The 18,199-nt window shown below is 71.9% G+C and carries 19 protein-coding genes; 6 read left to right on the top strand and 13 right to left on the bottom strand.

The features are described 5' to 3' along the window. Positions 1 to 239 precede the first annotated feature (239 nt). Positions 240 to 3,308 (top strand): glycoside hydrolase family 2 TIM barrel-domain containing protein, encoded by a 3,069-nt coding sequence (locus tag ACFT55_RS01925; RefSeq protein WP_380240935.1) that lies wholly within the window; start codon positions 240 to 242, stop codon positions 3,306 to 3,308. 25 nt (positions 3,309 to 3,333) lie between these two features. Then, the gene (locus ACFT55_RS01920) at positions 3,334 to 4,347 is read left to right on the top strand and encodes a LacI family DNA-binding transcriptional regulator (protein WP_380240933.1); all 1,014 of its coding nucleotides are present in this window, start codon (positions 3,334 to 3,336) and stop codon (positions 4,345 to 4,347) included. A gap of 328 nt (positions 4,348 to 4,675) precedes the next feature. Here ACFT55_RS01920 and ACFT55_RS01915 read toward each other — a convergent pair whose 3' ends face one another. From ACFT55_RS01915 to ACFT55_RS01905, 3 genes are read right to left on the bottom strand one after another with little or no spacing between them, the layout of a single operon-like run. Then, entirely contained in the window at positions 4,676 to 5,320 is a 645-nt protein-coding gene (locus ACFT55_RS01915; protein WP_380240931.1) for an NAD(P)-dependent oxidoreductase, read from the bottom strand. 54 nt (positions 5,321 to 5,374) lie between these two features. Beyond that, the gene (locus tag ACFT55_RS01910) at positions 5,375 to 5,683 is read right to left on the bottom strand and encodes a DUF2316 family protein (protein ID WP_380240928.1); all 309 of its coding nucleotides are present in this window, start codon (positions 5,681 to 5,683) and stop codon (positions 5,375 to 5,377) included. 9 nt (positions 5,684 to 5,692) lie between these two features. After that, positions 5,693 to 6,604: an aldo/keto reductase gene (locus ACFT55_RS01905; protein WP_380240926.1), complete on the bottom strand. Its 912-nt coding sequence runs from the start codon at positions 6,602 to 6,604 to the stop codon at positions 5,693 to 5,695. Between the two features lie 164 nt (positions 6,605 to 6,768). Here ACFT55_RS01905 and ACFT55_RS01900 point away from each other — a divergent pair, with 164 nt between their 5' ends. Further along, positions 6,769 to 7,335, top strand: coding sequence for a TetR/AcrR family transcriptional regulator (locus tag ACFT55_RS01900; protein ID WP_380240924.1), 567 nt, complete (start codon positions 6,769 to 6,771; stop codon positions 7,333 to 7,335). 433 nt (positions 7,336 to 7,768) lie between these two features. Here ACFT55_RS01900 and ACFT55_RS01895 read toward each other — a convergent pair whose 3' ends face one another. Next, a complete protein-coding gene (locus ACFT55_RS01895) occupies positions 7,769 to 7,891 on the bottom strand; it encodes a hypothetical protein (protein WP_380240922.1) in 123 nt (40 codons plus the stop codon). Here ACFT55_RS01895 and ACFT55_RS01890 point away from each other — a divergent pair. Further along, positions 7,878 to 8,315 (top strand): hypothetical protein, encoded by a 438-nt coding sequence (locus tag ACFT55_RS01890; protein ID WP_380240919.1) that lies wholly within the window; start codon positions 7,878 to 7,880, stop codon positions 8,313 to 8,315. The genes ACFT55_RS01895 and ACFT55_RS01890 overlap by 14 nt on opposite strands. Positions 8,316 to 8,609: 294 nt before the next feature. Here the strand turns inward: ACFT55_RS01890 and ACFT55_RS01885 are convergent, their stop codons facing one another. The 9 genes from ACFT55_RS01885 to ACFT55_RS01845 all read right to left on the bottom strand — a co-directional run bounded on the left by ACFT55_RS01885 (position 8,610) and on the right by ACFT55_RS01845 (position 16,267). Further along, positions 8,610 to 8,969, bottom strand: coding sequence for a metal-sulfur cluster assembly factor (locus ACFT55_RS01885; protein ID WP_380240917.1), 360 nt, complete (start codon positions 8,967 to 8,969; stop codon positions 8,610 to 8,612). A 32-nt stretch (positions 8,970 to 9,001) separates the two neighbouring features. Further along, entirely contained in the window at positions 9,002 to 9,469 is a 468-nt protein-coding gene (gene sufU, locus ACFT55_RS01880) for a Fe-S cluster assembly sulfur transfer protein SufU (protein WP_380240915.1), read from the bottom strand. A 21-nt stretch (positions 9,470 to 9,490) separates the two neighbouring features. Next, positions 9,491 to 10,789 carry a cysteine desulfurase gene (locus ACFT55_RS01875; RefSeq protein ID WP_380240913.1) on the bottom strand — a complete coding sequence of 433 codons (1,299 nt, stop codon included), beginning with the start codon at positions 10,787 to 10,789 and terminating at the stop codon, positions 9,491 to 9,493. Between the two features lie 48 nt (positions 10,790 to 10,837). Continuing rightward, complete coding sequence (sufC, locus tag ACFT55_RS01870; RefSeq protein WP_380240911.1) at positions 10,838 to 11,605, bottom strand: Fe-S cluster assembly ATPase SufC; 768 nt, start codon at positions 11,603 to 11,605, stop codon at positions 10,838 to 10,840. A gap of 50 nt (positions 11,606 to 11,655) precedes the next feature. Beyond that, positions 11,656 to 12,003: a non-heme iron oxygenase ferredoxin subunit gene (locus tag ACFT55_RS01865; RefSeq protein ID WP_380240909.1), complete on the bottom strand. Its 348-nt coding sequence runs from the start codon at positions 12,001 to 12,003 to the stop codon at positions 11,656 to 11,658. A 7-nt stretch (positions 12,004 to 12,010) separates the two neighbouring features. After that, complete coding sequence (gene sufD, locus ACFT55_RS01860; RefSeq protein WP_380240907.1) at positions 12,011 to 13,231, bottom strand: Fe-S cluster assembly protein SufD; 1,221 nt, start codon at positions 13,229 to 13,231, stop codon at positions 12,011 to 12,013. Then, positions 13,232 to 14,692, bottom strand: coding sequence for a Fe-S cluster assembly protein SufB (sufB, locus tag ACFT55_RS01855; RefSeq protein WP_380240905.1), 1,461 nt, complete (start codon positions 14,690 to 14,692; stop codon positions 13,232 to 13,234). Beyond that, positions 14,689 to 15,480, bottom strand: coding sequence for a helix-turn-helix transcriptional regulator (locus ACFT55_RS01850; RefSeq protein ID WP_380240903.1), 792 nt, complete (start codon positions 15,478 to 15,480; stop codon positions 14,689 to 14,691). Before ACFT55_RS01850 ends, sufB begins: the two co-directional genes overlap by 4 nt. Positions 15,481 to 15,628: 148 nt before the next feature. Then, positions 15,629 to 16,267, bottom strand: a complete 639-nt coding sequence (locus ACFT55_RS01845) for an HdeD family acid-resistance protein (RefSeq protein WP_380240901.1) — start codon at positions 16,265 to 16,267, stop codon at positions 15,629 to 15,631. A 120-nt stretch (positions 16,268 to 16,387) separates the two neighbouring features. On the opposite strand from ACFT55_RS01845, the gene ACFT55_RS01840 reads away from it, so the two are divergent. Both ACFT55_RS01840 and ACFT55_RS01835 read left to right on the top strand, forming a co-directional pair. Continuing rightward, on the top strand, positions 16,388 to 17,359 hold the full coding sequence (locus tag ACFT55_RS01840) for an ABC transporter ATP-binding protein (protein ID WP_380240998.1): 972 nt from the start codon (positions 16,388 to 16,390) through the stop codon (positions 17,357 to 17,359). Further along, on the top strand, positions 17,356 to 18,135 hold the full coding sequence (locus ACFT55_RS01835; protein WP_380240899.1) for an ABC transporter permease: 780 nt from the start codon (positions 17,356 to 17,358) through the stop codon (positions 18,133 to 18,135). Before ACFT55_RS01840 ends, ACFT55_RS01835 begins: the two co-directional genes overlap by 4 nt. Positions 18,136 to 18,199: the final 64 nt, after the last annotated feature.

Here is an 18,199-nt window from a genome sequence, read left to right as displayed (position 1 = left end):
TGAACGATCACGCTCCGCCGCGAAATGTTCCACCGCTCCTTGGGACGTGTCAATCCCCCCGTCATGGCAAGGCATCCTGGATTTCCCGCGGTTCTCATCGTGGTTCGGTGGCCGGTTGACGGCCATCGGGCCCACCTCGTAGCCTCGATCCGGCGTGAACGTTCACCATGGCTTGCCTCGAACCGCGCCGATGGTCCGCCATCGCTTCCTCGTCCCGTCCGATCGAAAGGCCTGACCGCATGCGCGACGCGAGCTCCGACTACCTCACCGAGCGCGGGCCGGGTGGTGGGCTGCGTGCGCCGGCACGCTCCTGGCTGCGGACGGACGCGCCGTCGTTGTCGCTGAACGGCCGGTGGCGGTTCCGGCTGCTCGACGGCGCTCCTGGTGCGCTCGGGGCGGCCGGCGTGCTGCCCGCGGGCGAGGCGGTCGACGCCGTGGCGGCGGTCGGCTACGACGACGCCGAGTGGGACGAGATCCGGGTTCCTGGGCACTGGGTGCTGCAGGGCGAGGGGAAGTACGGGCGTCCGATCTACACGAACGTGCAGTTCCCGTTCCCGGTGGATCCCCCGTTTCCCCCCGACGCGAACCCGACGGGCGACCACCGGCGACGCTTCACCCTGCCCGACGACTTCGCCGCCGCCGAGCACGTGCTTCTCCGGTTCGACGGCGTCGAGTCCCGGTACAGGGTGTGGCTCAACGGCGAGTCGGTCGGCTGGGGCACGGGCAGCCGGCTCACGCAGGAGTTCGACGTGTCCGCCCTGCTGCGCCCGGGCGAGAACGTCCTGGTGGTGCGGGTGCACCAGTGGTCGGCGTCCAGCTACCTCGAGGACCAGGACCAGTGGTGGCTGCCCGGGATCTTCCGCGACGTCACGCTGCTGGCGCGCCCGGCCGGGCGGATCGACGACGTGTGGCTGCAGGCCGACTACGACGCCGCGACCGGCCGCGGCCGCATCACGCCCGAGATCACGGCGCCCGCCGCTGCCTACCCGGTGACGCTGTCCGTCCCCGACCTCGGGCTGGAGGCGACCTGGGACTCCCCCGACGACGTCGCGCCGCTCGACGTCGCCGCCGTCGAGCCGTGGTCGGCGGAGGTGCCGCGCCTCTACGCGGCCACCGTGACCGGCCGCGACGAGACGGTCACGACCCGGCTCGGCTTCCGCACCGTGCGGATCGTCGGCGACCAGTTCACCGTCAACGGCCGCCGCGTCGTCTTCCACGGGGTGAACCGGCACGAGACGCACCCCGACCTGGGGCGCGTCTTCGACGAGGACTTCGTCCGCGCCGACCTGGCGATGATGAAGCAGTTCAACGTGAACGCGATCCGCACCAGCCACTACCCGCCGCACCCGCGCGTGCTCGAGCTCGCGGACGAGCTCGGCTTCTGGGTCATTCTCGAGAGCGATCTGGAGACCCACGGCTTCTGGGCGCAGGACTGGCGGGACAACCCGAGCGACGACCCGCGCTGGCGCGACGCGCTCCTCGACCGCATCGAGCGCACCGTCGAGCGCGACAAGAACCGCCCGAGCATCGTCATGTGGTCGCTCGGCAACGAGTCCGGCACCGGGTCGAACCTCGCCGCGATGGCGGCGTGGGTGCACGATCGCGACGCGAGCCGGCCGGTGCACTACGAGGGCGACTACACCGGGCAGTACACCGACGTCTACTCGCGCATGTACTCGTCCATCGCCGAGACCGCGTCCATCGGTGGCGACGGCACCGAGGTGCTGCTGCCGGGCTGCGACGCCGCCGAGTCCCGGCGCCAGCGCACCCGCCCGTTCATCTTGTGCGAGTACGTCCACGCCATGGGCAACGGCCCCGGCCTGATCAGCGAGTACGAGGATCTGGTCGACACCTACCCGCGGCTGCACGGCGGCTTCGTCTGGGAGTGGCGCGACCACGGCATCCGCACCGCCACTCCGGACGGCACGGAGTTCTTCGCCTACGGCGGCGACTTCGGCGAGGTCGTGCACGACGGCAACTTCGTCATGGACGGCATGGTCCTCTCCGACAGCACCCCGACCCCAGGCCTGCATGAGTTCAAGGCCGTCGTGGCGCCGATTCGGCTCCGCCTGGCGCCCACCCGCTCAGGCGAGGTCGGGCTCGAGGTCACCAACCGCCAGCACAGCGCGGACACCTCCGGCGTGCGTTTCGTCTGGCGCGCGGAGCGCGACGGCATCACCGTGGCCGATGGCGAGGTGAAGGTGACCGACGACGGCCGGCCTCTCGCACCCGAGGCACGCGTGTCCGTCCCGGTCGACCTCCCGCACCTCGACCCGGTGGACCCCGCCACCGGCGAGAGCCGCTTCGGGGCCGAGACGTGGCTCACCGTCGAGGCGGTGCTCGGTTCGCAGACCGCCTGGGCGCCCGCCGGCCACGTGGTCTCCACCGCCCAGCTTGAGCTGGGCGGCGCCCCGGCCCGCGACCAGGTCGTCTTCGGCGGCCTGCGCCCGCGCGCCGTCGACGGATCGGCCACGCCCGCCCGGGCCGGCCACCGCCGTCTCGGCCCCGCGGTGTTCGACGGCGCCACGCTGGTCGAGCTGGCCGGCCGGCCCGTGACCGCCCCCGAGCTCACCCTGTGGCGGGCGCCCATCGACAACGACAAGCGCCAGTTGCGCTCGTGGCTCGACGCCGGGCTCGACCGCCTGGTCGGCCGGGTCGAGCGCGCCGAGGACGTCGACGGCGCGGACGGCGCGGTCCTGACCCGCACGCGCTACGCGGCGGCCAACAGCAAGCTCGCCGTCTGGCTGGACACCCTGTGGCGCCCCATCGACGAGCACACGGTCGCCGTGCAGCTCGACATCGTCCCGTCACGCGGGTGGGACCTCGTCTGGCCGCGCACCGGCGTCCACCTCGGCGTCCCCGCCGCCGTGGACCACGCGACCTGGTTCGGCACCGGCCCCCTCGAGTCCTACGCCGACAGCCGCCGCGCAGCCCTCGTCGGCCGGTTCGCCGCCGACGTCGACGACCTCGCCATGAGCTACGCACGCCCGCAGGAGAACGGCCACCGCAGCGACGTCCGCTGGCTCGAGCTCGCCGCCGGCGACGAGCCCTGGCTGCGGATCGAGGCCGTCCGCGACGCGCAGCGACGGCTGCCGGGCTTCACGCTCGCCCGGCACTCGGCCGAGGAGCTCACCGCCGCCACTCACCCGCACGAGCTCCCACCCGTGCGCGGCCACCACCTCTACCTCGACGCGGCCCAGCACGGGCTCGGCAGCGCCGCGTGCGGGCCGGACGTCCTGCCGGACTTCACGCTGCGGCCCGAGGCACGCACTCTCACGTTCCTGATCTCCGGGGGGCTCCAGCAGTGACGCCCGCTGTTACCGTGACGCCATCATGAACGACGGATCGACGAGAACGGGCGGCGCCAAGCGGCCGACGGTGCTGGACGTCGCTGCCCGCGCCGGGGTCTCCCGCCAGACAGTGACCCGCGCGATGAACGACATGCCGGGCATCAGCGTGGCGACGAAGAAGCGGGTCATGACCGCCGCCAAGGAGCTGCGGTACCGGCCTAGCCGCTTCGGCCGCGGGCTGGTGCTGGGCCACCAGCTCACGCTCGGCCTCGTGATCGACGACCTGACCAATCCGTACTACCCCGAGCTGGCGGCGAGCGTGATCGCAACGGCTGCTACCCGTGGCTGGAGCGTCGTCATCGCGGACACGGCGCACAGCCCGAACGGCGTGCCGGCCTCGCTCAAGTCGCTCGCAGGCCAGGTCGACGCAGTCGTGGGCTACCTCCGCGTCGCTCCGGCCGACTACGACGGCATCTTCGGCGACCTGCCTGTCGTCACGCTCGAGACCTCGCCGGTGCCTGGTCATCGGGGAGTGGTCGAGCTCGACTTCGGCCCCGGTATGCGGGCTGGCGTCGCATATCTGCACGGTCGCGGACATCGGCGCATCGCGCTGGTCGACATCGTCGGGCCGGGTTCGATATCTGAGCGTCAGCGGCACTACCGTGCGGCGATGACCGAGCTCGGGCTCGAGCCGACGGTGTATTTCGCCGAGCAGTCCGTCGATGGGGGCATTCGGGCAGCACAGGCCATGCTCGTCGAGGATCCGCACGTCGATGCCATCATCGGGTTCAATGACATCGTCGCGTTCGGCGTCATGAAGGAGCTGGCGCGGGCGGGCGTCCACGTTCCTCGACAATGCGCCGTACTCGGTATCGATGGCCTGCCGATCGGCCGTATCAGCACTCCTGAGCTCTCCAGCCTCGCGCTCGACCTCGGCGAGGTGGGGCGGCTCGGTGTGGAGCTGGCAGTCCAGATGCATTCGGGTGCGCTCCCCTCCAGCGGGCCCGCCGTACATCGGTCTGTTTCCCATTCGTTGCTTCTGCGCGAGTCGGCCTAGCCGGACCTCGCAGACACGGGAACGTCACCATCGGGCCCGCCTCCGACTTCGGGGCTGCTCCACGTACGGGTGACACCTGACCCGCTCGTCCCGCGAGGTCGCCGAGGCAGAATCCCCGCCGCGGTGACGTGCCAGCTCCTGCCGATCGCCAGCCAGCCGCACCACCCGTGACTCACCGCCCCTGTCACGCCACCGCGTCGGCCCCAACCCGCCTGGCGAACGTCCCGTTCGACGCCTGCGCCGAAGACCCGAAGCTCGGGTATCGGCCCCCCGGCGCGCACCACACGCCGCTGGCACCCCCTCGCGCCGCGCGGGTCGATCCACGCGGTCAGTACGCCGCGGTGAATCGTGAGCGACGATGCGTGGGGCTGTCGAGCTCGTCGACGACGGCCGTCGCGAGGTCGGCGCCGGAGATCTCCGAACGCCCCTCGTCGTCCGTGAGCAGCACATCCCCGCCCAGGCGGAAGACGCCGGTCGCGGTGCCGGGCGCCCAGGAGCCGAAGCCGAGGGGCGGGCTGACGACGAACCAGTCCAGGTCCTGCGTCGAGCCGCGCAGGACGCCGAGCGCCTCGTCGGCCGCGCGGCTGTCCGACACGTACGCCGCCGGGAAGTCAGCCGTCTCGTACACCTTCGGACCGTCCGGCGCGGCGAGCAACGTGCCCGCCCCACCGATGACGCCCAGACGCGCGCCGGCCGCGCGAGCCAGCGCGCCGATCCGGTCGACAGCCTGCGCGAATACGTGCTCGAGCTCGCCACGGGGCGCGAGAGCGACGACGACCGCCTGCACGCCGTCGATGACCGACGCCAGTGATTCCTCGTCGAGGGCGGAGCCCGTACGGTAGGTGACACCGGGGACCGGGTCGGCGGGTGCGCTGCGGCTGAACGCGGTGACCTCGTGGCCGCGTGCTGCGGCTTCGCGGACGATGGCGCTGCCGGCGTAGCCGGTGCCGCCCAGGACGGTGATGCGGGTCATCGGTACTCCTTGAGAAGAAGGGGGTCTGCGGAAGACGAGGTCCCGGTAGGCGGGTCAGGTGGAGAAGTCGTGTCGCGGGGCCTTGCGCAAGCTGAACCACAGGCGCGCGCGCAGCTTGTTGGCATCGGTGAGGACCGAGAACGGGACCGGGGCGCCGCCTGCGTCTCGTACGGCATGCAGCAGATAGTCGCGCAGCTGCCAGACGAGCACGGGATCGCTGCTAGTCGGCGACAAGGCGGCGTCCAGCTGCTGCGCCGCGACACCCAGGTCGGAGGCGACCTCAGCGCGGTTCAGGCCGGTCAAGTTCAGGTTGGCGTGCAGTTCGGCGCTCGTGCGGACGAGCTCGTCATGGTTGAGGCTCATGGTTCCCCCTCAGTCGTTCCCGGCCGTCCGGGATCCGACGGCGTCCAGTCGGTGCAGCGTCTCCGTGTCGAGGTCGACGGCCCCGGCGACGAGGTTCGCCTCGAGGTGGTCGACATCCGCAGTGCCCGGGATGAGCAGGGTGCGCGGGGAGTGGTGCAGCAACCATGCGAGCGCGACCTGCGAGGTGGTGATGCCCAGCTCGTCGGCGACGGCGCGCACGACCGGGGCGTCACCCGCCTTGGCCGCACCGGGGAAACCGCCGCCGAGGGGGAAGAACGGCACCCACGGGATCTCCGCCTCCTCGCACATGCGCAGCAGCTCCTCGTCCTCCCGCGCGACGACGCTGTACGGGTTCTGCACGCACGCAACCCCGACGGACAGGGCACGACGCAGGACCTCAGGGGTCACGCAGCTGAGCCCGATCGCGCCGATCATGCCCTCGTCGCGCATCGCGAGCATGACGGCGAGCTGGTCGTCCAGATCCACCACCTGATCGGCCGGCACCGGCACACGCTGTGGAGTGTCCATGCGCCGCAGGTTGACGACGTCGATGCGTTCGACCCCCAGACCTCGCAGGCTCGCCTCGACGCCGGCCCGCAGCTGCTCGGGACGCTGCGCCACCCGGACGGGGAACGGGGCACCGGCGGGGGCGGCCTCCGCGCCGACCTTCGAGACGACGGTGACGCCGTCCTCCGGTCGCAGGACGTCCCGGAGAACGACGTCGACGAAGCCGCGACCGTAGAAGGGCGCCGTGTCGACATGGTCGACGCCGAGCTCGACCGCACGCCGGACCACCCTCTCGGCGGCATCACGGTCGCCACGCAGGCGCTGCAGCTGCATGGCTCCGTAACCGACGCGCGCGACGGAGTGGCCCGCGAGCGCTCCCCGACCGCCAGGGGTGTGGTCAGTGCTGCTCATCATCGGCGGTTGCTCGATCCTGTGGGACGATGTCATAGACGGAGAACTCTCCGCTAAGCATCACCCTAGCACTAACCGGAGGACTCTCCGCTTTGAACGCCCGCTCCTCGCACCTTCGCCCTGGGACCGACGAGATTCCCTCCTCGCCCACTCCTGCACCGGTGACCGTGAGCGCGCCGCGACCGATGCGTGCCGACGCACGACGCAACCGCGCCAGGATCGTCGCCGTCGCGCGTGAGGAGCTCGCTGCGCACGGCGGCAGCTTCGCGATGGACACCGTCGCGGCCCGCGCCGGCGTTGGCGCGGGAACGCTGTACCGGCACTTCCCGACACGTGAGGCACTCGTCGAGACTGTCTACGCCGCCGAGCTGGAGGACCTCACCACCTCCTCCGCCGCACTGCTCGACGCACTCGCCCCGATCGCCGCACTGCGCGAGTGGCTCACGAGATACACCCAGTTCGCGGCGACCAAGCGCGGCATGATCGACACGCTCCGCGCCGGGACCTCGGAGTCGCAGGCGCCCATGAAGGCCACCCGCGAACGGATCACGACGGCAGTGGCCCCGCTGCTGGAGGCGGGGGTCGCGGACGGGTCCCTCCGCTCGGACATCCGACCCGACGACGTCACCGTGCTGCTCCACGGCTTGTTCGTCGCCACGGCGACGAGATCCGACGTCGAGCAGATCGCACGCCTGCTCGATCTCGTGGTGGACGCACTGCGCCGGCGGGACTGAGAGCCCAGCCGTCGCTCGATCGATCCTCGCGCGTAGACGTTCCCCGCTGCGACGGTGGCGCCGGTCGTGGGTCCCCGTGCAGACGTCATGGACCGGAGTTGGCGCCCAGGCCTCGGACGGAGCACGCAAACGCCGACGCGGCCCCGTCCTCGTCACCGGAAGAGGCCAACCCCTGGGACTGCGCGGATACGCCATCGCGAAGGTTCAGCGGTCTCCAGGAGCTGCTTGGTCAACCCGGTCAAGAACCCGTTCAGACCGACCAGATCGACCCCCGCCGCCCTGGCCAGGGCCACCAGCTGCTGCGCCAGCGCACGCTTCTCGTCCCCGCCGCACGACTCGACTGCGGCGGATCGCAATCCAGTACCCGCCACCGAGGCCAAGCCGTGGGCCACCAGTCGGGGCAGCCTCCGTCGCACCGGGCTCCTACAGCGCCTCAGCCGGCGAGCTTGCCTCGGAGCTCCATCTCGATCTGTGAGGCATCAACGGTGGCCAGCATGTCCTCCAGCATGTCCTCCAGCATGTCCTCCAGCATGTCCTCCAGCATGTCCTCCAGCACGTCCGCGACCCAGTCCCGTTCGACCGGCAAGTACGACCTCGGTCCCGCGACCCGGCGGCTCGGCGGCGAAGCGCTCCGACGCACGAACGAGGTGGCGATCGCCTCCGAGCATTCGGTGGCCCTCAGTGAGGCCACCGGGCACTCGGTCAACCTCGCGGTGTGGACGGACAGCGGCCCGATGATCGTGCGGTGGGACTACGGCGCGCACGCCCTCTCTCTCACTGCGCGGGTCGGCGCCTCGCTCCCGCTCCTCGACTCCGCCTCGGGCCAGGTGTTCTTCGCCCACCTGCCACGGACGATGACCGCCCGCGCCCTGGAGGCGTCCCTCGCCGGGCGCACGCGGTCGGAGGCGACTGCCATCGCGCAGGCGGTGCGCGACCGGGCTACGGCACGACCTCTGGCGGCGTCATCGCTGGTCAGCTGAGCTTCGCGGCCCCGGTGTTCACCGCGACGGACGCGCTCCCCCTCGTGATGACGCTCGTGTTCCCGAGCCCGTCCATCCCGGCCGCGGACCTGGAACGCTGGCGCGACCTCCTACTGGAGACGGCAGCAACGGCCTCCCGGGAGCTCGGTGCCCTCCGGCATGGTCAGGCCACCCGGGACTGACGCGCCGACGGGTCGTCGTCGCGGCGACGACATCGCAGTCGAGCCCCAACGACACGAAGGTCTCGCCCCGAGGGACGAGACCTTCGTGTATCCGATATCTCTGACTTTTCGATCAGACGTTGAAGCCCAGCATCCGCAGCTGCTCGCGGCCCTCGTCGGTGATCTTCTCCGGGCCCCACGGCGGCATCCAGACCCAGTTGATGCGGAAGCCGTCGACGAGTCCCTCGAGCGCGGTGCCCGCCTGGTCCTCGATGACGTCCGTGAGCGGGCAGGCCGCCGACGTGAGCGTCATGTCGATGGTGGACATGTTGTTCTGGTCCACCTGGATGCCGTAGACGAGACCCAGGTCGACGACGTTGATGCCCAGCTCGGGGTCGATGACGTCGCGCATGGCCTCCTCGACGTCCGCGGCCGTGGTGGGCGTCGGTGCCGCGACGGGCGGGGTGCCCGTGTCGGTGGTGTTCTCGGTCATCGTCTCCTCCGGTGTCCGGTCGGGCCGGTACGTCATCCGGCCAGCGCGCCGCTGCGCGCCAGCGAGTCCTTCAGCGCCGCCCAGCCGAGCAGCGCGCACTTGATGCGGGCGGGGTACTGCGAGACGCCCGTGAACGCGCTCGCGTCCCCGAGGGTGTCGAGCGCGTCCTCGTCGTCCAGCCCCTTGCCGCGCGATCCCATGAGGTCGTGGAACACGGCGTCCAGCCGCGCGACGTCCGCGAGGTCCTGTCCCGTGACGAGCTCCGTCATCACGGAGGCGGACGCCTGCGAGATGGAGCAGCCCTGACCCTCCCAGGACACGCCCGCCACCGTCGACCCGTCGACGTCCACGCGCAGCGTGATCTCGTCGCCGCAGGTCGGGTTCACCTGGTGCGACTCCCCCGACCGGTGGTCGACCGGCGCCTCCACGAGCCCCCGGCCGTGCGGGCGCTTCGCGTGGTCCAGGATCACCTGCTGGTACATCTGCTCGAGCGAGCTCACTGCTGTCCTCTCCGCCTGCTGTCAGTCCACACCGAAGAACGCGCGCACGCCCGCCAGTGCTTCCCGGAACGCCGCGATCTCCTCGGTGGTGGTGTACACGGAGGCGGACGCGCGCGCGGTCGCCGCCACACCGAACCGCCGGTGCAGGGGCTGCGCGCAGTGGTGCCCCACCCGCACGGCGATCCCGCGGTCGTCCAGCACCTGCCCGACGTCGTGCGCGTGCACCCCGTCGACCACGAACGACACGACCGCCAGGCGGTCGCGGGTGTCGGCCGGGCCGACGATCCGCACACCCGGGATCTCCGCGATCCGCACCAGCTCCGCGGCGAGCTCCTGCTCGTGCCAGGCCACCCGGTCCATGCCGAGCTCGTCGAGCCAGCGCGCCGCGACACCCATGCCGACGGCCTGGGCCACCATCTGCGTCCCCGCCTCGAACCGCTGCGGCGGCGGGGCGTAGGTGGTCTCGGCCATGGTGACGACCTCGACCATGGAGCCGCCGGTCGTGACGGGCGGCATCGCCTCGAGCAGCTCGCGCCGCCCGTACAGGGCGCCGACACCGGTCGGGCCGAGCATCTTGTGCGCACTGAACGCGGCGAGGTCCACGCCCAGGGCGTGCAGGTCGACCGGCAGGTGCGGCACCGACTGGCACGCGTCCAGCACGGTGAGCGCCCCCACGCGCCGGGCGGCCTCGACGAGCTCGGCGACCGGGGCCACGGCCCCGGTCACGTTCGACACGTGCCCGAACGCGACGACCCGCGTGCGGTCCGTGATCAGCCCGTCGAGGTCGGACAGGTCGAGACGACCCTGCTCGTCGACGCCGAACCACCGCAGCACGGCCCCCGTGCGGGCGCACAGCTCCTGCCACGGCACGAGGTTCGCGTGGTGCTCCGCCTCGGTGACGACGATCTCGTCCCCGGGCGCCAGCCGGAAGCGCTCGGCCGCCGCTCCCCCGCGCCCGGCCGTCGCGTTCGAGAACGCGTAGGCCACGAGGTTGAGCGCCGACGTCGCGCCCGGCGTCCAGACGATCTCGTCGGTGTCCGCCCCGACGAAGGCCGCCACGGCCTCCCGGGCGTCCTCGAACGCCTCCGTCGCCTCCTCCGCGAGCTGGTGCGCGCCGCGGTGCACGGCCGCGTTGCGCTGCTCGTAGAAGTCGACCTCGGCCTCGAGCACCACGTTCGGCTTCTGCGACGTGGCGGCCGAGTCCAGGTAGACGAGCGGCCGACCACCCCGCACCGTGCGTCCGAGCAGCGGGAAGTCCGCGCGCACGGCGGCGAGCTCCGCCGCGGTGAGCGACGGTCGCACGGTGTCGGTGGTGGTCATGGCTTCCTCCTGATGACGGCTCCTGGCGAGAACTCCTCGTCGAGGAGGTCAGGCCATCGTCGCGCCGGTGCCGACGTACTTGTCGTAGCCGTTCTCCTCGAGCTGCTCGGCGAGCTCGGGGCCACCCTCCTCGGCGATCTTGCCGTCGACGAAGACGTGCACGAAGTCGGGCTTGATGTAGCGCAGGATGCGCGTGTAGTGCGTGATCAGCAGGACACCGACGTCGGTGTTCGCCTTGGCGCGGTTCACGCCCTCGGACACGACGCGCAGCGCGTCGACGTCGAGGCCGGAGTCGGTCTCGTCGAGGATCGCGAAGTGAGGCTTGAAGAGCTCCATCTGCAGGATCTCGTGGCGCTTCTTCTCACCGCCGGAGAAGCCCTCGTTGACGGAGCGCTCGGCGAAGGTCGAGTCGATGCGGAGGTTCTCCATCGCACCCTTGACCTCCTTGCCCCAGGTACGCAGGGCGGGGGCCTCGCCGGCGATGGCCGTCTTGGCGGTGCGCAGGAAGTTCGCCACCGACACGCCGGGCACCTCGACCGGGTACTGCATGGCGAGGAACAGGCCGGCGCGGGCGCGCTCGTCGACGGTCATCGCGAGGAGGTCCTCGCCGTCGAGCGTGACGGTGCCCGAGGTCACCGTGTACTTCGGGTGGCCGGCGAGGGCCGACGCGAGGGTCGACTTGCCGGAGCCGTTCGGGCCCATGATGGCGTGCGTCTCGCCCGAGTTGATGGTCAGGTCGACGCCGCGCAGGATCGGCTTGGCGCCTTCCTTGGTCTCGACGCTGACGTGCAGGTCGCGGATCTCCAGGGTGGGCATGCTTCGTGTCTCCAGGTCTGTGTTGCGAAGAAGGGGGGTTGCCGAGGCGGTCACGACGCGGCGGCGAGCGGCTCGTCGACGTCCACGAGGATGCGGTCGCCGTCCACGGACACCGGGTAGACCGGCACCGGCTGCGTGGCGGGCAGCTGCACCGGCTTGCCGGTGCGCAGGTCGAACTGCGAACCGTGCAGCCAGCACTCGACGAGGCAGCCCTCGACCTCCCCGTCGGACAGGGAGACCCGTCCGTGGGAGCAGATGTCGGACAGGGCGTGCCAGCCGCCGTCGGCGTCGCGGACGACGGCGACCGGGACCGGGGCCCCGTCCGCGCCGTCGAGCTCCACGAGCATGGCTTCCTCGGGGGCGAGGTCGTCGGCCATGCAGGCCAGCTGGGAGGTCATCGCCCGGTCACTCCGCCGTGGCGGGCGCCGTGACGCCGGTGATGACGCTCATCGACTTCTCGAGCTCGGCCTCGATCGACGCGAGCAGGCGCTCCTCGACCGACGCGACGCCGATCTGGTCGATCAGCTCGGCGAAGAAGCCGCGCACCACGAGGCGACGCGCGTCGACCTCGGGGATGCCGCGAGCCATGAGGTAGAAGAGCTGCTCGTCGTCGAAGCGGCCGGTCGCCGACGCGTGTCCCGCGCCCTCGATCTCGCCCGTCTCGATCTCCAGGTTCGGCACCGAGTCGGCGCGGGCGCCGTCGGTGAGGACCAGGTTGCGGTTGAGCTCGTAGGTGTCGGTGCCCTCGGCCTCGGCCTGGATGAGCACGTCCCCGACCCACACCACGTGCGCGCCGGTGCCCTGCAGGGCGCCCTTGTAGGTGACGCGCGACTTGCAGCGCGGCACGGCGTGGTCCACGAAGAGTCGGTGCTCCTGGTGCTGGTCCGCGTCGGCGAAGTACAGGCCGACCATCTCGACCTCGCCGCCCTCGCCCGTGAACGTCGCGTCCGGCGTGATCCGCACGACGTCGCCGCCGAAGGTCACGACGACGTGCTTGAGCTTGGCGTCACGACCGATGCGGGCGCGGTGGCTCGACGCGTGCACGGCGCCGTCGGCCCAGTCCTGCACGGAGACGACGGTGAGGTGCGCACCCTCGTCCACGACGATCTCGACCGTCTGGTTGAGCGTCGCGTCCCCGCGGTGGTCGATGACGACGACACCCTCGGCGTGGTGCTCGGCGTGCACCAGCAGGTGCTGCGCCGTCGCGTCCTTCGTCGCGCCCTCGACGCGCACCGAGGTGACCTCGGTGGCGACGGCCTCGGCCGGGAGCGTGACGACCGTCGCCTCGGCGGCGGCGTTCCAAGCGGTGACCGCGGTGCGGTCGCCCGGCTTGCCCGTCGTGCCCAGGCGCGCGTCGTCCTTGCCGACGATCTCGACCTTGGCCTCGGGGGCCTCGACGACGGTCGTCAGGACGCCGCCGGCACCGAGGTCCGCGTCGAACAGCGGCTGGAGCCGTGCGACGGGCGAGAACCGCCACTCCTCCTCGCGCCCGGTGGGCACGGGGATGTCGGCGAGGTCGAAGGAGGTCCGGCGCTCCGCACGGGAGCCCGCCGGGACGACGCCGTGGGAGTGGGCACCGTCGGCCACGGCGCGGGAGTGATCGGTAGTCATGGTCTGCGCAGTCATTTAGCCGACGGACCCTTCCATCTGCAGCTCGATGAGGCGGTTGAGCTCGAGCGCGTACTCCATGGGCAGCTCGCGCGCAATGGGCTCGACGAACCCGCGCACGATCATGGCCATCGCCTCGGTCTCCTCCATGCCCCGGGACATGAGGTAGAACAGCTGGTCCTCGCTCACCCGCGAGACCGTCGCCTCGTGCCCCATGGACACGTCGTCCTCGCGGACGTCGACGTACGGGTAGGTGTCGGACCGGGAGATCTGGTCGACGAGCAGCGCGTCGCACAGCACGGTCGACGCGGAGTGCTTGGCGCCCTCGAGCACCTGCACCAGACCGCGGTAGGACGTGCGGCCGCCACCACGCGCGACGGACTTCGACACGATCGACGACGACGTGCGGGGCGCGGCGTGCACCATCTTGCAGCCGGCGTCCTGGTGCTGGCCCTCGCCCGCGAAGGCGATGGACAGGGTCTCGCCGCGGGCGTGCTCGCCCAGCAGGTAGATCGCCGGGTACTTCATCGTCACCTTGGAGCCGATGTTGCCGTCGACCCACTCCATGGTGGCGCCCTCGGCGGCCGTGGCGCGCTTGGTCACCAGGTTGTACACGTTGTTCGACCAGTTCTGGATGGTCGTGTAGCGCACGCGGGCGTTCTTCTTGACGACGATCTCGACGACGGCCGAGTGCAGCGAGTCGCTCGAGTAGATCGGCGCGGTGCAGCCCTCGACGTAGTGCACGTAGGAGCCCTCGTCCGCGATGATCAGCGTCCGCTCGAACTGGCCCATGTTCTCCGTGTTGATGCGGAAGTAGGCCTGCAGCGGGATCTCCACGTGCACGCCCGGCGGCACGTAGACGAACGAGCCGCCCGACCAGACGGCCGAGTTCAGCGCGGCGAACTTGTTGTCACCCGCGGGGATGACGGTGCCGAAGTACTCCTGGAACAGCTCCGGGTACTCGCGCAGACCCGTGTCCGTGTCCACGAAGATGACGCCCTGGGCCTCGAGGTCCTCGCGGATCTGGTGGTAGACCACCTCGGACTCGTACTGGGCGGCGACGCCGGCGACGAGGCGCTGCTTCTCCGCCTCGGGGATGCCCAGCTTGTCGTAGGTCGCGCGGATGTCCTCGGGCAGGTCCTCCCACGAGGCGGCCTGCTTCTCCGTGGAGCGCACGAAGTACTTGATCCGGTCGAAGTCGATGCCGCTGAGGTCGGCGCCCCAGTTCGGCATGGGCTTCTTGTCGAACAGGCGCAGCGCCTTGAGGCGAGCCTTGAGCATCCACTCGGGCTCCTTCTTGAGCGCCGAGATGTTCTTGACGACGCCCTCGTTGAGGCCGCGCTGGGCAGCCTCGCCCGCGGCGTCGCTGTCGCGCCAGCCGTACTCGTACGCACCGATCGAGGCGATGATCTCGTCGTCGGTCCTCTTGTCGGTGCCCTCCGGTGCCGCCTGGGCGGCGTCCTGGGTGGGAGCGCTCATCGTGTTCCTTCCTGCATGCCGCGGGTGCGGTGGGCCGGGGTGGGGAGGTTCTGGGGGGAGACCTGCGTGGAGACGGTCGGGACGTTCGTGACGCAGGCGTGCGCGCCGCCCGCGATGGTGGCGAGGCGCTGGACGTGCGTGCCGAGCAGCTCGGAGAAGGCGCGGGCCTCCGCCTCGCACAGCTCGCCGAACTCCTCGGCCACGTGCTGCACGGGGCAGTGCCCCTGGCACAGCTGGACGGTCGGGAGCAGCGGGCCGGTCACCGGGCGCACCGACGCGGCGTAGCCGTCGGCCGAGAGCAGGTCGGCGAGCTGGGCCGCGCGCCCCTCGGGGTCCTCGGCCGTCAGCCGCGGGGCGTACCGGGCGACGACCGCGTCGTACCGCTCGGCCGCGAACCGCGCGACGGCCTCCGTGCCGCCCGTCTCGCGCAGGTGGCGCATGACCTGGGCCGCGAGCTCGGAGTAGCCGCCCGCGAGGTCGGACTGCCCGCGGGCGCTCACGACGTACCGGCGGGCAGGTCGTCCGCGACGGCCGGAGGACGGGCCGCCGTCGTGCACGGCGATCGTGCCGTCCTCCTCGAGGCAGGCCAGGTGGCGGCGGACGGCGGCCGAGGTGAGGCCGAGACGGTCGGCCAGCTCGGCCGCGCTCACGGGCCCCTCGCCGGCGACGAGCTCCAGCACGCGTCGGCGCGTGGTGCCGTCGACGTCGGGGGCGCCGTCGAGGACGCGGGGGTCGAGGACGCGGGGCTCGACGCGCGCGGGCCTGCGGTCGGTCGTGCTCGTCGGCATGCGCTCACCCCCGTTCGGCTCGTGATCACCGGGGGCACGACTCACCCTCGGCACGACGTCGATATAGGTAACATCCTTGTTGCGTAATCCAGGATGTCAAGCAAGGCATGCCTCACTGCGGCCCCTCAGGGGTCGGGTGTCGCGAACGTCACTCGTCGCTGACGATGCGGCCCTCGATGACCTCGCCAGGCCGCCCCCCGGCGCCCGGCTGGCCGGGCTGGCGACCGAGCTGGCGCAGCTTGATCCCCAGCGCGATCATCACGGCCCCGATGATCACGGCGAACGCGCCGATCACGATGGACAGCCCCACGATGGCGTTGGCCGGGTTGACGAAGCACACCACCGCGAGGGCGACGAGCAGGAGGCCCGCGAGGAGGTTCCAGACCCACGAGGCGCCACCCCGGCGGCGCATCGCCGGCACGACGAACAGCTGGAGCAGCCCGAAGATCAGCGCCCAGATGGCCACCAGGATGAGCACGACACCCAGGAACACCTTCGGCAGGAGAAGCAGGAGCGCGCCGAAGACGAGCGCCACGATGCCGATGCCGGTGTTCACGGAGCCCGCGGAGGTCCCTCGCCGCCGCAGCCCGTCGATGAGGCTCACCACGCCGTCGACCAGCACGAACACCCCGAAGATCTGCACCAGCACGGTCGGGGTCTTGTCCGGCAGGAAGATCGCCAGCAGCCCGAACAGCAGGGCGAGCACGCCGCGGATGATCGGCCAGTACCACAGGCGCCGGGCCAGGGCGGCGACGTCCTGCGGCGGGGTGAACGTGTAGAAGGTCATGGTCGTGCCGCTCCTCGGGTCGCGCCTCACGCTCGTCGCCCTGGCCGGGCGACTCCGTAGAATCTTCCGGTGCCCACCTCGATCGCGCCATCGGGCGCGGACGACGCCCCGTCGCCCGCAGTGCCCCCCGAGGACCCTCGCGCCGCCGGCGCCGGAGCCGCCGTCCACGTCCAGGGCCTCGTCAAACGCTACGGCGGCAAGGACGTGGTCGCAGGGCTCGACCTCGTGGCCGACGCCGGAGCGGTGACCGCCGTGCTCGGGCCCAACGGCGCGGGCAAGACCACCACCGTGGAGTGCTGCGAGGGGCTGCGCACCCCGGACGGCGGCGCCGTGCGCGTCCTCGGCCTCGACCCGGTGGCCGACGCGCGCGCCCTGCGTCCGCGCGTGGGGGTGATGCTGCAGGACGGCGGCCTGCCCACCGGCGCCCGCGCGGGCGAGGTGCTGCGGCACGTCGCCGCCATGTACGCCGCGCCGCGCGACGTCGGCGAGCTCGGCGAGCGGCTGGGCATCGGCTCCTTCGCCCGCACCACCGTGCGGCGCCTGTCCGGCGGGCAGCGCCAGCGGCTGTCGCTCGCCGCCGCCGTCGTCGGCCGCCCGGAGGTCGTGTTCCTCGACGAGCCCAGCGCCGGCATGGACCCGCAGAGCCGGCACGCCGTGTGGGACCTCGTGCGGGAGCTGCGGGACGAGGGCACGGCCGTGGTCCTCACGACGCACCTCATGGACGAGGCCGAGGACCTCGCCGACCGCGTCCACGTCGTCGACCACGGGCGCGTCATCGCGAGCGGCACCGTTCCGGAGCTCCTCTCCCCCGACGCGCAGGACGACCGGACGCTGCGGTTCGACGCCGCCCCCGGCCTGGACGTGGCTGCCGTCGCCGGCGCGCTCGGAGCCGCCACCGGCACGGCCGGCACGTGGACCGTGACCGAGCCCCAGCCGGGCTCGTACGTCGTCCAGGGCCCTGCCGGACCTCGGGCCCTGGCCAGGCTGACCGCCTGGCTCGCCGACCACGACGTCCTCGCGAGCCGTCTCACGGTGGGCCGGCGCACGCTGGAGGACGTCTTCCTCGACCTGACGGGACGGCACCTGCGATGACCACCACCACCTCGACGAGCACGACGGCGCACGGTGCCGCCCCGGCCTGGCGCCGGGTGCTCGCGCAGACGGGGTTCGAGACCATGGCCGTGCTGCGCAACGGCGAGCAGCTGCTCGTGACGATCGTGCTGCCGGTCATGGTGCTCCTCGGCCTGACGCGCACCAGCGTCATCGACATCGACACCGGCGGGCTGGCGCGGGTCGACTTCGTCACCCCGGGCGTCCTCGCCCTCGCCTGCGTGTCGACCGCCTTCACGTCCCAGGCGATCGCCACCGCCTTCGACCGGCGCAACGGTGTGCTGCGCCTGCTGGCCACCACCCCCCTCGGCCGGGGCGGGCTCCTCGCGGGCAAGCTGCTGGGCGTGCTGGCCGTCGAGGTCGTGCAGGTGGTGGTCGTCGGCGCCGTCGCGCTCGCGCTGGGCTGGCAGCCGGCCGCGGGAGGGATCCTGCCGGCCGTCGGCATCGGGCTGCTCGGCACCGCCTGCTTCACGGCGCTCGCGCTGCTGCTCGCGGGCACGCTGCGCGCCGAGGGCGTGCTCGCGCTCGCCAACCTGGTGCTGGTGCTCCTCGTCGTGGGCGGCGGGCTGCTCGTCCCGCCCGAGCAGCTGCCCGGACCGGTCGCCCACCTCGCGACCTATCTCCCGTCGGGCGCGCTCGGGGAGGCCATGCGCGGCGCCCTGCTCGGCACGGGCGTCCCGGCGCTGGCCCTCGTGGTGCTCGCGGCCTGGACGGCCGTGCTCGCATGGGCCGCGGCGCGCTTCTTCCGCTGGCAGTGACGCACGGGCGGTGCGACCGGGCCAAGGTCACACCGCCGGGCGCCCGTCGAGGCGCCCGGTCGCC

Source organism: Isoptericola sp. NPDC057191, assembly GCF_042670225.1.
Taxonomy (GTDB): Bacteria; Actinomycetota; Actinomycetes; order Actinomycetales; family Cellulomonadaceae; genus Isoptericola.
The sequence above is the reverse complement of the archived record's forward strand: the minus strand, read 5'-3'. Positions and strand labels throughout refer to the sequence as shown.

What these genes read in the sequence shown, in the direction of transcription:
- ACFT55_RS01845 (WP_380240901.1), bottom strand. Translation starts at nt 16,267, where the DNA reads ATGACCTTCTACACGTTCACCCCGCCGCAGGACGTCGCCGCCCTGGCC.
- ACFT55_RS01905 (WP_380240926.1), bottom strand. Translation starts at nt 6,604, where the DNA reads ATGATGAGCAGCACTGACCACACCCCTGGCGGTCGGGGAGCGCTCGCG.
- sufB (WP_380240905.1), bottom strand. Translation starts at nt 14,692, where the DNA reads ATGAGCGCTCCCACCCAGGACGCCGCCCAGGCGGCACCGGAGGGCACC.
- ACFT55_RS01865 (WP_380240909.1), bottom strand. Translation starts at nt 12,003, where the DNA reads ATGACCTCCCAGCTGGCCTGCATGGCCGACGACCTCGCCCCCGAGGAA.
- ACFT55_RS01920 (WP_380240933.1), top strand. Translation starts at nt 3,334, where the DNA reads ATGAACGACGGATCGACGAGAACGGGCGGCGCCAAGCGGCCGACGGTG.
- ACFT55_RS01885 (WP_380240917.1), bottom strand. Translation starts at nt 8,969, where the DNA reads ATGACCGAGAACACCACCGACACGGGCACCCCGCCCGTCGCGGCACCG.
- ACFT55_RS01915 (WP_380240931.1), bottom strand. Translation starts at nt 5,320, where the DNA reads ATGACCCGCATCACCGTCCTGGGCGGCACCGGCTACGCCGGCAGCGCC.
- ACFT55_RS01910 (WP_380240928.1), bottom strand. Translation starts at nt 5,683, where the DNA reads ATGAGCCTCAACCATGACGAGCTCGTCCGCACGAGCGCCGAACTGCAC.
- sufD (WP_380240907.1), bottom strand. Translation starts at nt 13,231, where the DNA reads ATGACTGCGCAGACCATGACTACCGATCACTCCCGCGCCGTGGCCGAC.
- ACFT55_RS01925 (WP_380240935.1), top strand. Translation starts at nt 240, where the DNA reads ATGCGCGACGCGAGCTCCGACTACCTCACCGAGCGCGGGCCGGGTGGT.
- ACFT55_RS01890 (WP_380240919.1), top strand. Translation starts at nt 7,878, where the DNA reads ATGTCCTCCAGCACGTCCGCGACCCAGTCCCGTTCGACCGGCAAGTAC.
- ACFT55_RS01850 (WP_380240903.1), bottom strand. Translation starts at nt 15,480, where the DNA reads ATGCCGACGAGCACGACCGACCGCAGGCCCGCGCGCGTCGAGCCCCGC.
- ACFT55_RS01835 (WP_380240899.1), top strand. Translation starts at nt 17,356, where the DNA reads ATGACCACCACCACCTCGACGAGCACGACGGCGCACGGTGCCGCCCCG.
- sufC (WP_380240911.1), bottom strand. Translation starts at nt 11,605, where the DNA reads ATGCCCACCCTGGAGATCCGCGACCTGCACGTCAGCGTCGAGACCAAG.
- ACFT55_RS01875 (WP_380240913.1), bottom strand. Translation starts at nt 10,789, where the DNA reads ATGACCACCACCGACACCGTGCGACCGTCGCTCACCGCGGCGGAGCTC.